Below are 13,299 nucleotides of genomic sequence, written 5' to 3' on the forward strand. Positions count from 1 at the left end.
ACTCTATCAGACCGTTTCCCGATCCGATTTCCTCGGTGCTTTCCAGGTTCCCGCTTTCGCGTTTCCCTTTCCGGCGGCTCCGACTTTATCAGAGATTCTGAGTCGGAATTTCCGTCCCGCTCGGGGTGGCTCCTGGCACACGGTCGTGCCGGGTTCCCGTTCAGGCGGAGCCGTAAACGTACTGGAGCGGGGCGCCCCGATGCAAATCGAGGGGCCCCGCTCCGGAGTTGGCGCGTGCGAGGGGTCAGACCTCGACGACGACCGGCAGGATCATCGGGCGGCGGCGGTAGTTGTCCGAGACCCACTTGCCCAGCGTGCGGCGGATGAGTTGCTGCATCTGGTGGGGCTCGACCACGCCGTCCTGGGCCGAGCGCTCCAGGACCTCCGTGACCTTCGGGATGACGTCCGCGAAGGCGGAGTCGTCGATGCCCGAACCACGCGCGTGGACGTGCGGGCCGGCGGTGATCTTGCCCGTACTCGAGTCGATCACCACGAAGACCGAGATGATGCCCTCGTCGCCGAGGATCTTGCGGTCCTTGAGCGCCGGCTCGCCCACGTCACCGACCGAGAGGCCGTCGACGTACACGTAACCCGCCTGGACCTTGCCGGAGATCTTCGCCTTGCCCTCGATGAGGTCGACGACGATTCCGTCCTCGGCGATCACGATGCGGTCGTGCGGGACGCCGGTGAGGGCGCCGAGCTCGGCGTTGGCGCGCAGATGGCGCCATTCGCCGTGGACCGGCATCAGGTTCCGCGGCTTGCAGATGTTGTAGAAGTACAGCAGCTCCCCCGCGGATGCATGGCCGGAGACGTGCACCTTGGCGTTGCCCTTGTGCACGACGTTGGCACCCCAGCGGGTGAGGCCGTTGATGACGCGGTAGACCGCGTTCTCGTTGCCCGGGATGAGCGACGAGGCCAGGATCACCGTGTCGCCCTGGACGATCCGGATCTGGTGGTCCCGGTTGGCCATCCTCGACAGGGCCGCCATCGGCTCGCCCTGCGAGCCCGTGCAGACGAGGACGATTTCGTGGTCCGGGAGGTCGTCGAGCGTCTTGACGTCCACCACGAGGCCCGGCGGGACCTTCAGATAGCCCAGGTCGCGTGCGATGCCCATGTTGCGGACCATCGAGCGGCCGACGAAGGCGACCCGACGGCCGTACTCGTGTGCCGCGTCCAGGATCTGCTGGATGCGGTGAACGTGGCTGGCGAAGCTCGCCACGATGATCCGCTTGCGGGCGCTCGCGAAGACCGTGCGCAGTGCGTTCGAGATGTCGCGCTCGGGCGGGACGAAGCCCGGGACCTCGGCGTTCGTGGAGTCGGAGAGAAGAAGGTCGATACCTTCCTCGCTCAGACGTGCGAACGCATGCAGGTCCGTGAGGCGGTTGTCCAGCGGGAGCTGGTCCATCTTGAAGTCGCCGGTGTGGACGACCATGCCCGCGGGGGTACGGATGGCGACCGCGAGGGCGTCCGGGATGGAGTGGTTGACCGCCACGAACTCGCAGTCGAAGGGGCCGATGCGCTCGCGGTGGCCCTCCGCGACTTCGAGGGTGTACGGGCGGATGCGGTGTTCCTGGAGCTTCGCCTCGATGAGGGCGAGGGTCAGCTTGGAGCCGATCAGCGGGATGTCCGGCTTCTCGCGCAGGAGGAACGGGACAGCGCCGATGTGGTCCTCGTGGCCATGGGTGAGGACGATGCCCTCGATGTCGTCGAGGCGGTCCCTGATGGACGTGAAGTCCGGCAGGATCAGGTCGATTCCGGGCTGCTCCTCCTCGGGGAAGAGCACTCCGCAGTCGACGATCAGCAGTCGGCCGTCGTACTCGAAGACCGTCATGTTCCGGCCGATTTCGCCAAGGCCACCGAGCGGGGTGACCCGCAGGCCTCCCTTGGGGAGCTTCGGCGGCGGGCCAAGTTCAGGATGCGGATGACTCAAAAGACTCTCCTCACCACACGCGCCACGTACCTGGCAAGGCACGTGGCGCGCATGACGTTCGTGCAGTAGCAGTTGTCTGTGTGGGGTGCAGGCCCCTGGCCTGCGTTGTCGTGCATATTCAGTTGTGAAGTCCGTATTTAGAGTTCTACCCCGCCGGCAGCAAGATCGATCTTGAGCTGGGCGGTCTCCTCGGGCGACAGCTCGACCATCGGGGCGCGCAGCGGTCCGGCGGGCAGGCCCTGGAGGGCGAGCGCGGCCTTGGTCGTCATGACGCCCTGGGTGCGGAACATGCCGGTGAAGACGGGGAGCAGCTTCTGGTGGATCTCGGTGGCCTTCTGTACGTCGCCCGAGACGTACGCGTCCAGCATGGCGCGCAGTTCCGGGGTGACGACGTGGCCGACGACGGAGACGAAGCCAACCGCGCCCACGGAGAGCAGCGGCAGGTTCAGCATGTCGTCGCCGGAGTACCAGGCGAGTCCGGAGCGGGCGATGGCCCAGCTGGCTCGGCCGAGGTCTCCCTTGGCGTCCTTGTTCGCGACGATACGCGGGTGCGCGGCCAGCCGCACGAGGGTTTCCGTGCTGATCGGTACGCCGCTGCGGCCGGGGATGTCGTACAGCATCACCGGCAGCTCGGTCGCGTCGGCGATGGCCGAGAAGTGACGGTACAGGCCCTCCTGTGGGGGCTTGTTGTAGTACGGCGTCACGGTCAGCAGGCCGTGCGCGCCGGCCTTCTCGGCGGCGCGGGCGAGCTCGATGCTGTGGTGGGTGTCGTTCGTGCCGACGCCCGCGACGATGTGGGCGCGGTCGCCGACCGCCTCGAGTACGGCTCGTACGAGATCCGATTTCTCCGCGTCACTGGTGGTCGGTGACTCACCGGTGGTGCCGTTGATGATCAGGCCGTCGTTGCCTGCGTCCACCAGGTGGGTGGCGAGCCGCTGTGCGCCGTCGAGGTCGAGTGCGCCGTCCGCCGTGAAGGGCGTGACCATGGCGGTGAGGACCCGCCCGAAGGGGGTCTGCGGAGTGGAGGTCGGAGCCATGGGTAACACGCTACTCGCTGCTCAAGGCGTGGTCTGCCCTCGGGGGACACGACAAAGCGCGACAAATGCGGAGCCCGGCACTGCCTGCTCGGGGGTTCAAGCAGTGCCGGGTCCGTTTGATCAGGCTAGATGAACTTCTCGAAATGCCGCAATACGGACACCTCGCTCGGTTGATCCGCACATCTGTGCCGAACGGCGCGCGGGAGCGCGTTACGGCGCCACGCGCCCGTTGGCATTGAAGGCCGCGTAGGTGAGCGGCATGAGCTTGGCCCACTCCGCTTCCATCTTCTCGCCGACCATCTCGATCTCCCGCTGCGGGAAGGACGGGACCTTGGCGAGCTCGTGCTGGGTGCGCAGACCGAGGAAGTGCATCAGGGAGCGTGCGTTGCAGGTGGCGTACATCGAGGAGAAGAGGCCGACGGGGAGGACGGCGCGGGCCACCTCGCGGGCCACACCGGCGGCCAGCATCTCCTGGTACGCCTCGTACGCCTGTCGGTAGGAGTCCTCCATCACACGGCCCGTGAGCTCCTGCTGCGCCTGGGTGCCCTCGACGAAGACGTACTTGCCGGGGCGGCCCTCCTGGACCAGCTTGCGGGACTCGTCCGGCACGTAGAAGACCGGCTCGAGCTCCCTGTACCTGCCCGACTCCTCGTTGTACGACCAGCCCACACGGTGCCGCATGAACTCGCGGAAGACGAAGATCGGGGCGCTGATGAAGAAGGTCATCGAGTTGTGCTCGAAGGGGCTGCCGTGCCGGTCCCGCATCAGGTAGTTCAGCAGGCCCTTGGAGCGCTCCGGGTCCTTCTGGAGCTCGTCGAGGGACTGCTCACCGAGGGTCGAGACGCGGGCGGCGAACAGCACATCCGAGTCGGACGCGGTGTGCTTGACCAGCTCGACGGTGACATCGCTGCGGAAACTGGGCTTGAGGTCGTCGGCGGGGGTGTCGGTCACGGTGCGGAGGGTCCTTCCCATCACATCTCTCGGGCGGCGCCCACTCTACGGCCCGGCACTGACAACGGGGCGTTCGGTGCCGTGCCGCGACATTCGTCGGCGAACTTCAGCGAATTCGGTGATTCCGGGCACCTCTTGGGGCATTCGCTCGTCTGTATGGGTGACAGTGATCCGTTCGAGCCTCCAGAGGAGAAGCAACTCCCATGTTCCGTCGGCGCGAGCCCGTACCGTTCGCCTTCATCGCAGAAGCCGACCAGTTCCGCAGCAATGTCGCTCCCCCACCCCGCCGACGCTCGTCGGCCGGCGAGATATTCGGCCGCTGGCTCCTGGGCCTCACGGTGGTCGCCGGGCTGGTGGGCGCGCTGATCGTCGGGATGCCGGCCCTGTCGCTCGACCAGTCGTCCGCGACGACCCAGCATTCCGAAGCCTCCAACGGCCGCTGACCCTCCCCCGCTGCCCAAAGGGCGTGGGGGCACCCCCATGGCCCCCCAAGGGTGGTGAGCGGGGACCCCGCTCGATAGCCTCACCGGGCACAGCCCATGCGTGGATTGAGTGAGGATCAGTCGTGCCACTGCCCTTCCTGACGGCGGACCGTGACTTTGACGAGGTGGCGGACGAGCTCGCCCTGCCCTTCGACGACCGCGGCCGCTGGCGGCGCCCCTACCGGCCCGGGCCGTGGCGGGTGGCCCTCGCCGCGCTCGTGCTGCTGCTCGCCTCCTACGTGCTCGTCGCGGCCGTCCTCGTCGCGCTGACGGGGAGCCGCTCCGCCGCCCTGCTCTGTTTCGGTGGGTCCGTGCTCGTGATCCTGTGCGCGTTGCGGCTGCTGCGGATGGGCGTCTGGGTGAGTGCGCGGGGGCTGCGCCGCGTGGGCTTCCTGAACACGAGTACGGCGTCCTGGGAGCAGGTCGTCGCCGTACGCACCGTCCAGCAGCCGGTGCGCTGGCTCGGGCTGCCGCGCACCGTGCAGGGACAGGCGCTGATCCTCGTACGCAAGGGTCGTGCGGCGGACAGCGTGCCGCCGCTGCTCACCTCGCACAACTCCGACTTCCTGGCGCGCACGGAGGCCTTCGACCGGGCGGCGGACGCCGTCGAGGTGTGGGCCGACGAGTACCGGCGGGATTGAGCCCCAGCGGCCGTAGCAGGACGCCGTAGCCGGCATCTCCTAGCAGGGCGAAGGGGCCGGTCCGCACTCCGCGGGCCGGCCCCTTCGACGTCCTTCTCGCCGTGCCGCTCGTCGCACTTCTCGTGTGCGCCCTGGCTCTCAGGCCTCGACGGGGGGCCTGCCCTCGCGCAGGGCGATCGCCCGCTGCATCGCCTTGCGGGCGCGCGGGGTGTCGCGGGCGTCGTGGTAGGCGACCGCGAGGCGGAACCAGCTGCGCCAGTCGTCCGGGGCGTCCTCGGTCTCGGCCTTGCGCCTGGCGAAGACCTCGTCGGCCGAGTCACGGTCGATACGGCCGCCCGGGGTGCGCTTCAACTCGTCGACGGGCAGGCCGCCCTCGGCGTCGAGCTCGGCGGCGAGCCGGTTGGCCTTGCGGACGAACTGGGTGTTCTTCCACAGGAACCAGATGCCGATGACCGGCAGGATCAGCACCGCGACACCGAAGGTGACGGTGATCAGGGTGCCGTTCTGGATGAGCAGCACGCCTCGGCTGCCGACCAGGACGAAATAGACGACCAGGACGGCTGCCGTGACGGCGTAGGTGATCTTCGCACGCATGTCTGCCGGCTATCTGTTGTACGTCCCTCGGCTCAGCCGAGGTCCAGGAAGTGTTCCAGGCCGAAGGTGAGGCCCGGGGCGGTCACCACGCGGCGGACGCCGAGCAGGATGCCCGGCATGAAGCTGCTGTGGTGGAGGGAGTCGTGGCGGATGGTGAGGGTCTCGCCCTCCCCGCCGAGCAGGACCTCCTGGTGGGCGAGGAGCCCGCGCAGGCGGACCGCGTGCACCGGGACGCCGTCGACGTTCGCGCCGCGGGCGCCGTCCAGGGCGGTCGCCGTGGCGTCGGGCTGCGGGGCGCTGCCCGCGCGCTCCCTGGCCGCGGCGATGAGCTGGGCGGTGCGGGTTGCGGTGCCGCTGGGGGCATCCACCTTGTTCGGGTGGTGCAGCTCGACGACCTCGACGGACTCGAAGTACGGCGCGGCGACCTCGGCGAACTTCATGGTCAGTACGGCCCCGATGGAGAAGTTGGGCGCGATGAGCACGCCCGTCTCGGGGGACGCGGCCAGCGAGGTGTTGAGCTGCGCGAGCCGCTCGTCGGTCCAGCCGGTCGTGCCGACCACGGCGTGGATGCCGTGCCGGACGCAGAAGTCGAGGTTGCCCATCACCGAGGCCGGGGTCGTCAGTTCGACCACGACCTGGGTGCCGGTGGCGACCAGCGCTTCCAGCTCGTCGCCGCGGCTCAGCGCGGCCACCAGCTCCAGGTCCTCGGCGGCCTCGACGGCTCGTACCGCCTCGGCCCCGATCCGGCCCTTGGCACCGAGGACCGCCACGCGCAGCTTGCTCATTGCTTCGTTCCTTACCGAGACGGGAATTACGCGACCGCGTCGTGCAGACGGGAGGCCTGCTTGTCCTTGAGCGGGCCGATGACCGACAGCGAGGGCCGCTGTCCCAGGATGTCGCGGGCGGCCGAACGGACCTCGTCCGGGGTGACCGACGCTATCCGGACCAGCATGTCGTCGACGGACATCTGCTCGCCCCAGCACAGTTCGCTCTTGCCGATACGGTTCATCAGCGCGCCGGTGTCCTCCAGGCCGAGGACGGTGGAGCCCTGGAGCTGACCGATGGCGCGGCCGATCTCATCGTCCGAGAGGCCGTGCTCGGCGACGTGGTCGAGCTCGTCGCGGCAGATCTTGAGCACGTCGTGGACCTGGCTCGGCCTGCAGCCCGCGTACACGCCGAAGAGGCCGCAGTCGGCGAAGCCCGAGGTGTACGAGTACACGCTGTAGGCCAGGCCGCGCTTCTCGCGGACCTCCTGGAAGAGGCGGGAGGACATGCCTCCGCCCAGGGCGGTGTTCAGGACGCCCAGGGCCCAGCGGCGCTCGTCGGTGCGGGCGAGGCCCGGCATGCCGAGGACGACATGGGCCTGCTCGGTCTTGCGACCGAGAAGCTCGACGCGGCCCGTGGTGCGGATGGCGCGGCGGCCGTCGCGCGGGGCGATCGGCTCGACGGCGCTCTCCTTGAGGGCGCCGGCCTTCTCGAAGGCGGCGCGGACCTGGCGTACGACCTTGTTGTGGTCGACGTTGCCCGCGCAGGCGACCACGAGGTGCGTCGGGTCGTAGTGCTTCTTGTAGAAGCGGCGGATGCGGTCGGCGCTGAGGGCGTTGACCGTGTCGACCGTGCCGAGGACCGGGCGGCCGAGGGGGGTGTCGCCGAGCATGGTGTGCGCGAACAGGTCGTGCACGCAGTCGCCCGGGTCGTCCTCCGTCATCGCGATCTCTTCGAGGATCACGCCGCGCTCGGCGTCCACGTCGCCCTGCTCGATCAGCGAGCCGGTGAGCATGTCGCACACGACGTCGATGGCGAGCGGGAGGTCGGTGTCGAGCACACGCGCGTAGTAGCACGTGTACTCCTTGGCCGTGAACGCGTTCATCTCGCCGCCGACCGCGTCGATGGCGGAGGAGATGTCCAGGGCGCTGCGCCGGGAGGTGCCCTTGAAGAGCAGGTGCTCCAGGTAGTGCGTGGCGCCGTTCAGCGTCGGCGTCTCGTCGCGGGAGCCGACGTGCGCCCAGATCCCGAAGGTGGCCGAGCGTACGGAGGGGAGGGTCTCGGTGACGATGCGCAGGCCGCCGGGGAGGGTGGTCTTACGGACCGTACCGATGCCGTTCTCGCCCTTGATGAGGGTTTGGGTACGGGCGACGGCCCGCGCCTCCGAAGAGGTGCGGGCCGTCGCCGTGGAGCTACGAGACGTCACTGGTCGGTGTCGTCCTTCTTGTCGTCGTCGCCTTCGCCCTCGATCACGGGGATCAGGGAGAGCTTGCCGCGGGAGTCGATCTCGGCGATCTCGACCTGGACCTTCTGGCCCACACCGAGGACGTCCTCGACGTTCTCCACGCGCTTGCCGCCGGCGAGCTTGCGGATCTGCGAGATGTGCAGCAGACCGTCCTTGCCCGGGAGCAGCGACACGAACGCGCCGAAGGTCGTCGTCTTCACGACGGTGCCCAGGTAGCGCTCGCCGACCTCCGGCATGGTCGGGTTGGCGATGCCGTTGATCGTGGCGCGGGCGGCCTCGGCGGCCGGGCCGTCGGCGGCACCGATGTAGATGGTGCCGTCGTCCTCGATCGTGATCTCGGCGCCGGTGTCCTCCTGGATCTGGTTGATCATCTTGCCCTTGGGGCCGATGACCTCACCGATCTTGTCCACGGGGATCTTGACGGTGATGATCCGCGGGGCGTTCGGGGACATCTCGTCCGGCGTGTCGATCGCTTCCATCATCACGTCGAGGATGTGGAGGCGGGCGTCGCGGGCCTGCTTGAGGGCCGCGGCCAGGACGGAGGCCGGGATGCCGTCCAGCTTGGTGTCGAGCTGGAGGGCGGTCACGAACTCCTTGGTGCCGGCGACCTTGAAGTCCATGTCGCCGAAGGCGTCCTCCGCACCGAGGATGTCGGTGAGGGCGACGTAGTGCGTCTGGCCGTCGATCTCCTGGGAGATCAGACCCATGGCGATGCCGGCGACGGGGGCCTTCAGCGGCACACCGGCGTTCAGCAGCGACATGGTGGAGGCGCAGACCGAGCCCATGGAGGTCGAGCCGTTGGAGCCGAGGGCCTCGGACACCTGACGGATCGCGTAGGGGAACTCCTCGCGGGTCGGCAGGACCGGCACGAGCGCGCGCTCGGCGAGGGCGCCGTGGCCGATCTCGCGGCGCTTCGGGGAGCCCACGCGGCCCGTCTCACCGACGGAGTACGGCGGGAAGTTGTAGTTGTGCATGTAGCGCTTGCGGGTCACCGGGGAGAGGGTGTCCAGCTGCTGCTCCATGCGGAGCATGTTGAGGGTGGTGACGCCCAGGATCTGGGTCTCGCCACGCTCGAACAGCGCCGAGCCGTGCACGCGCGGGATGGCCTCGACCTCGGCGGCGAGCGTACGGATGTCCGTGACGCCGCGGCCGTCGATGCGGACCTTGTCCTTGATGACGCGCTCGCGGACCAGCTTCTTGGTCAGCGCGCGGTACGCGGCGGAGATCTCCTTCTCGCGACCCTCGAACTGCGGGAGCAGCTTCTCGGCGGCGATGTCCTTGACGCGGTCCAGCTCGGCCTCGCGGTCCTGCTTGCCGGCGATGGTGAGCGCCTGGGCGAGCTCGCTCTTGACCGCGGCGGTCAGGGCCTCGAGGACGTCGTCCTCGTAGTCGAGGAAGATCGGGAACTCGGCGGTGGGCTTGGCGGCCTTCGCGGCGAGGTCCGACTGCGCCTTGCACAGGACCTTGATGAAGGGCTTCGCGGCGTCGAGGCCGGAAGCGACGACCTCCTCGGTCGGCGCCTCGGCGCCGCCCTTGACCAGCTGGATGGTCTTGTCGGTGGCCTCGGCCTCGACCATCATGATCGCGACGTCGCCGTCCTCCAGGACGCGACCGGCGACGACCATGTCGAAGACGGCGTCCTCGAGCTCGGTGTGCGTCGGGAACGCGACCCACTGACCGTTGATCAGCGCGACGCGAACGCCGCCGACCGGGCCGGAGAAGGGCAGACCGGCCAGCTGCGTGGACGCGGAGGCGGCGTTGATCGCCACGACGTCGTACAGGTGGTCGGGGTTGAGGGCCATGATCGTGGCGACGACCTGGATCTCGTTGCGCAGGCCCTTCTTGAAGGACGGGCGCAGCGGGCGGTCGATCAGACGACAGGTGAGGACGGCGTCCTCGGAGGGACGACCCTCGCGGCGGAAGAAGCTGCCGGGGATCTTGCCTGCGGCGTACATCCGCTCCTCGACGTCCACCGTGAGGGGGAAGAAGTCGAGGTTGTCCTTGGGCTTCTTGGAAGCACTGGTGGCCGACAGCACCATGGTGTCGTCGTCCAGGTACGCCACGGCGGAGCCGGCGGCCTGCTTGGCCAGGCGGCCCGTCTCGAAGCGGATGGTGCGGGTGCCGAAGGAACCGTTGTCGATAACGGCCTCGGCGTAGTGGGTCTCGTTCTCCACTAGCGTTTTCTCCTCGTCTTCGTCCCGGCCTGCCCGTGTGGCAGGGGGACGGTGGCGGAGAGGCGCTCCGTCTGGTGCGGGCCGGTCTTCGATCGAAGCACCCGGGATCTCATTCCCCCGGGGGCCACTACCGAGGACCGGCGGCGGTGCGGTGCGCGTCTCCTCGTTCGTTGACGTGACGGTCCCTACCCGGCGGGTACGGAGTCGTCACGCTGTGTCGTACGTGCTGTGTCCTGCGTATTGCGTTGTGCTACCACACTACAAAGCGTCGGTGACACTCCGCACGTACAGAGACGTACGGCAATGCTCACGGCAGCGGCACGTACAGCAAAAGGAGCGGCTCCCAAGAGGTGGGAACCGCTCCCTTCACGGCGTCTTACTTGGCGCCCGCCGCACCGCGGCGGATGCCCAGGCGGTCGACCAGCGCACGGAAGCGCTGGATGTCCTTCTTGGCCAGGTACTGCAGCAGCCGGCGGCGCTGACCGACCAGGATCAGCAGACCACGACGGGAGTGGTGGTCGTGCTTGTGGGTCTTGAGGTGCTCGGTCAGGTCCGAGATACGGCGCGAGAGCATGGCGACCTGGACCTCGGGGGAGCCGGTGTCGCCCTCCTTCTGACCGAACTCGCTGATGATCTGCTTCTTCGTAGCGGCGTCGAGCGACACGCGTACTCCTCGTAGTCTCTGAGTAGCCACCGAGTGCCCCTGGTCCACATCTCAGGGGAGCTTCCGTTACTCGGGAGGCGGGGATCCGCTGGGCGCGGCCTCCAGAGCGATGGGCTCCGGGGGTGCGTACACAAACGGCCGTCACACAGCGTACCAGCCTGGCCGGATGCGTTTGTCCGGGTCCCCGAACCTTCCTGGTGACGCGGGCCTGGCCACTAGGGTGACCGCACAGGTCATTCGTACGTGGGGAAGGGGCCGCTTGAACATGGCCGAGGCAGCGGACGCAGCGGGCGTAGCGGACAAGGACAGCGCGGCGGAGACGGCCGCCGACGTCAAGGCGCGCAAGGAGCGGGAGAAGGACGAGCTCTACGCCCTGGACATCTCCGACGTCGAATGGCACAGCGCGCCGGGCACGGAGGAACACGAGGAGCGGGTCGAGATCGCGTACCTGCCCGAGGGCGCGGTGGCCATGCGTTCGTCCCTCGACCCGGACACGGTCCTGCGGTACACGGAGGCGGAGTGGCGGGCCTTTGTGCTGGGGGCGCGGGACGGGGAGTTCGATCTGGAGCCGGCGCCGCACAACGGGGGGCTTGCGGCGCAGTAGGCGACGTGCTGAGGGACGGAGACGGGGAGGGCGGTCGGCTGGTGAGCCGACCGCCCTCCCCGTTCTCGGCTCGGTGATCAGCTGGTCATGGACCGGGCTGCGCCGTACACGTCGAAGACGGCGAGGGCCAGCGGAATCAGGGTGAGCAGTACGAAGCCTTCGGCGACTTCCAGGAAGCGGCCCCAGAACGGGGTGAGGCCGCCGCGCGGCAGGATCAGGCCGAGTGCGGTGACCAGAGCTGCCGCCGCCGCGATCGCCGCGACGAGCCAGATCGTGCGGATGTCGAGGTCCGCACGGTCGCCGGTCAGGGCGTCGCGCATCAGAGCGTGCGGCGGGTTGAGCGCCAGACCGAGGCCGAGCAGGACGAGAGCGCCGAGGCCCGCGGCCAGGACGGGCGCGACCTGGGTGGTGTAGCGGAAGAGGTGGGCGCGCATCAGCATGGCGACGCCGGTGGCGAAGGCGAGCAGCTGTCCCCAGACGTTGTCGGAGAAGCCGAGCACCACCGAGGCGCCGACGGCGAGCAGCGCGCAGCCGCCCACGAGCCCGACGAGGAGTTCGTGGCCGCGGCGGGCCTGTGCCTCGATGCGTTCGGCGTCGACCGGCTCCGGCGGGGCGGGATCGGCGGCGTACGCGCTGCGCGGAGTGGCGTTCGGCGGGTCGAAGCCGATCGGCAGGCGGGCGAAGCGCATGGACATGCCCGGCAGGAAGGCCAGTGCTCCCACGGCGACGGGCGCGCACAGCGCGGCGATCTCGGTGGGTGTCCAGTGCACGAGCAGTGCCACGAACACCACGACCAGGGCGATGGCAGAGGCGAACACGAAGGCGACGAACGGGCCGTCGCCGCGCGGTGAGCACAGGGTGAGAACCACCGAGGCCACCAGCACCGCGGCGCAGGCGAGCAGGAACTGCAGCTTGCCGATGCCCTCGCCGCCCGCCAGTGACAGCAGCCCGGAGCCCGCCACGCCCACGTTCGGGAGCGCGCCGAGTCCCAGCGCGACGGCGGAGGCCCGGTCGTCGTAGATCCGTGCACGGATCGCGGCGAGGACAACAAGGAGTACACCGGTGACGCCCGCGAGGATGCCGGGCAGGCTGTGCATGTCGTGGCGCGGATCGGCGGTCCAGGCAACGAAGGCGAGCAGCGTCGGCAGGACGCCGCCGCCGACGAGCCCCGCTGCGCGCGTCAGGTCGCCACTCCACAGGGAGCGTTCACGGGTGACCGCGGAGGCGACCGCCTCTGACACGTCGTCGAAGACGGCGGGGGGCAGCGACTCGGAGAAGGGGCGCAGGGTGAGGAGTTCACCGTCGAGAATCCGCTGCGCGGCGAAGGAGCGCGAGCTGTCGAGGACAGCGCCGTCGCGGCGTACGAGGTGGTAACCGACCGGAGCGCCCTGGGCGGGACTCTGCTGGGAGAGCCTGAGGATCTCCGGATAGATGTCGGCGACCGGGATGTCGTCGGGCAGCGCCACGTCGATCCGGCTGTCGGGCGCGACGATGGTGACCCGGCAGAAGCCGAGGCCCGTGCCCGCCCCGTGAGGGGCTCCGGGTCCCGGCCCTCCGGCTCCGGTGGTTGTCGCGGAGGCCGTCATGCTCACCTGCTGCTCCCCCTCAATGATGGTCCTGCGTCTGCGATTTCGGTCATGCTCGTGCGTCTGCGTCGGTTGCGCGGACGTGATGGCGCCGCGGCTGCGGTGGTTCTGCGGCCACGGTGTGAAGGTCCTGCGTCTCTTTGCCGGGGCCACCCGGCCGACGATGCGGCAAGGCGGCGGAAAGAGGCCCGTGCGGCCGGTTCTTGAGTCCCGCACACCACCACATCGCGCGGAATGCCCCGTTTTTCCGGCCTCGTTCGCGTGTGCTCACGCGAACATCCGGCACCCTACCGCCCACCCGTCTCCCATGAAGTCAGTAGTAAGTCAGTAGGATCACGCGGCGGCCTGCGTCCGCCTGACACGGGGCGGCGGGCGGAAGACCCTGGGGCCGGCAAGGGAATTGGTG

The 13,299-nt window shown here is 69.0% G+C and carries 12 protein-coding genes; 3 read left to right on the plus strand and 9 right to left on the minus strand.

Annotated features, from left to right (window positions below):
• Positions 1 to 244: 244 nt before the first annotated feature.
• The 3 genes from KVT44_RS39865 to thyX form a co-directional block, all read right to left on the minus strand.
• Positions 245 to 1,930 carry a ribonuclease J gene (locus KVT44_RS39865; RefSeq protein ID WP_075031322.1) on the minus strand — a complete coding sequence of 562 codons (1,686 nt, stop codon included), beginning with the start codon at positions 1,928 to 1,930 and terminating at the stop codon, positions 245 to 247.
• 137 nt (positions 1,931 to 2,067) lie between these two features.
• Positions 2,068 to 2,967 carry a 4-hydroxy-tetrahydrodipicolinate synthase gene (dapA, locus tag KVT44_RS39870; RefSeq protein ID WP_099920353.1) on the minus strand — a complete coding sequence of 300 codons (900 nt, stop codon included), beginning with the start codon at positions 2,965 to 2,967 and terminating at the stop codon, positions 2,068 to 2,070.
• Between the two features lie 210 nt (positions 2,968 to 3,177).
• On the minus strand, positions 3,178 to 3,918 hold the full coding sequence (gene thyX / locus KVT44_RS39875; protein ID WP_067371413.1) for an FAD-dependent thymidylate synthase: 741 nt from the start codon (positions 3,916 to 3,918) through the stop codon (positions 3,178 to 3,180).
• Between the two features lie 203 nt (positions 3,919 to 4,121).
• Here thyX and KVT44_RS39880 point away from each other — a divergent pair, with 203 nt between their 5' ends.
• Positions 4,122 to 4,361 carry a hypothetical protein gene (locus KVT44_RS39880; protein WP_054232800.1) on the plus strand — a complete coding sequence of 80 codons (240 nt, stop codon included), beginning with the start codon at positions 4,122 to 4,124 and terminating at the stop codon, positions 4,359 to 4,361.
• 122 nt (positions 4,362 to 4,483) lie between these two features.
• The gene (locus tag KVT44_RS39885; protein ID WP_190172561.1) at positions 4,484 to 5,041 is read left to right on the plus strand and encodes a hypothetical protein; all 558 of its coding nucleotides are present in this window, start codon (positions 4,484 to 4,486) and stop codon (positions 5,039 to 5,041) included.
• Positions 5,042 to 5,179: 138 nt separating this feature from the next.
• On the opposite strand, the gene KVT44_RS39890 is transcribed toward KVT44_RS39885, so the two are convergent.
• From KVT44_RS39890 to rpsO, 5 genes are all read right to left on the minus strand, one after another.
• The gene (locus KVT44_RS39890; protein ID WP_099920356.1) at positions 5,180 to 5,635 is read right to left on the minus strand and encodes a hypothetical protein; all 456 of its coding nucleotides are present in this window, start codon (positions 5,633 to 5,635) and stop codon (positions 5,180 to 5,182) included.
• A 32-nt stretch (positions 5,636 to 5,667) separates the two neighbouring features.
• Positions 5,668 to 6,420 (minus strand): 4-hydroxy-tetrahydrodipicolinate reductase, encoded by a 753-nt coding sequence (gene dapB / locus KVT44_RS39895; RefSeq protein WP_075031318.1) that lies wholly within the window; start codon positions 6,418 to 6,420, stop codon positions 5,668 to 5,670.
• A 26-nt stretch (positions 6,421 to 6,446) separates the two neighbouring features.
• Positions 6,447 to 7,826 (minus strand): pitrilysin family protein, encoded by a 1,380-nt coding sequence (locus KVT44_RS39900; RefSeq protein WP_190172559.1) that lies wholly within the window; start codon positions 7,824 to 7,826, stop codon positions 6,447 to 6,449.
• Complete coding sequence (locus tag KVT44_RS39905; RefSeq protein ID WP_217572678.1) at positions 7,823 to 10,039, minus strand: polyribonucleotide nucleotidyltransferase; 2,217 nt, start codon at positions 10,037 to 10,039, stop codon at positions 7,823 to 7,825. The genes KVT44_RS39900 and KVT44_RS39905 overlap by 4 nt, the downstream gene beginning before the upstream one ends.
• Before the next feature lie 376 nt (positions 10,040 to 10,415).
• Positions 10,416 to 10,703 carry a 30S ribosomal protein S15 gene (gene rpsO, locus KVT44_RS39910; RefSeq protein ID WP_037741887.1) on the minus strand — a complete coding sequence of 96 codons (288 nt, stop codon included), beginning with the start codon at positions 10,701 to 10,703 and terminating at the stop codon, positions 10,416 to 10,418.
• Between the two features lie 265 nt (positions 10,704 to 10,968).
• Here rpsO and KVT44_RS39915 point away from each other — a divergent pair, with 265 nt between their 5' ends.
• Positions 10,969 to 11,307 carry a DUF397 domain-containing protein gene (locus KVT44_RS39915; protein WP_060895421.1) on the plus strand — a complete coding sequence of 113 codons (339 nt, stop codon included), beginning with the start codon at positions 10,969 to 10,971 and terminating at the stop codon, positions 11,305 to 11,307.
• A gap of 77 nt (positions 11,308 to 11,384) precedes the next feature.
• Here KVT44_RS39915 and eccD read toward each other — a convergent pair whose 3' ends face one another.
• On the minus strand, positions 11,385 to 12,899 hold the full coding sequence (gene eccD, locus KVT44_RS39920; RefSeq protein WP_217572680.1) for a type VII secretion integral membrane protein EccD: 1,515 nt from the start codon (positions 12,897 to 12,899) through the stop codon (positions 11,385 to 11,387).
• Positions 12,900 to 13,299: the final 400 nt, after the last annotated feature.

Origin of the sequence: Streptomyces sp. GbtcB7 (genome assembly GCF_019091445.1) — a bacterium.
In the GTDB taxonomy this organism is placed as follows: Bacteria; Actinomycetota; Actinomycetes; order Streptomycetales; family Streptomycetaceae; genus Streptomyces; species Streptomyces mirabilis.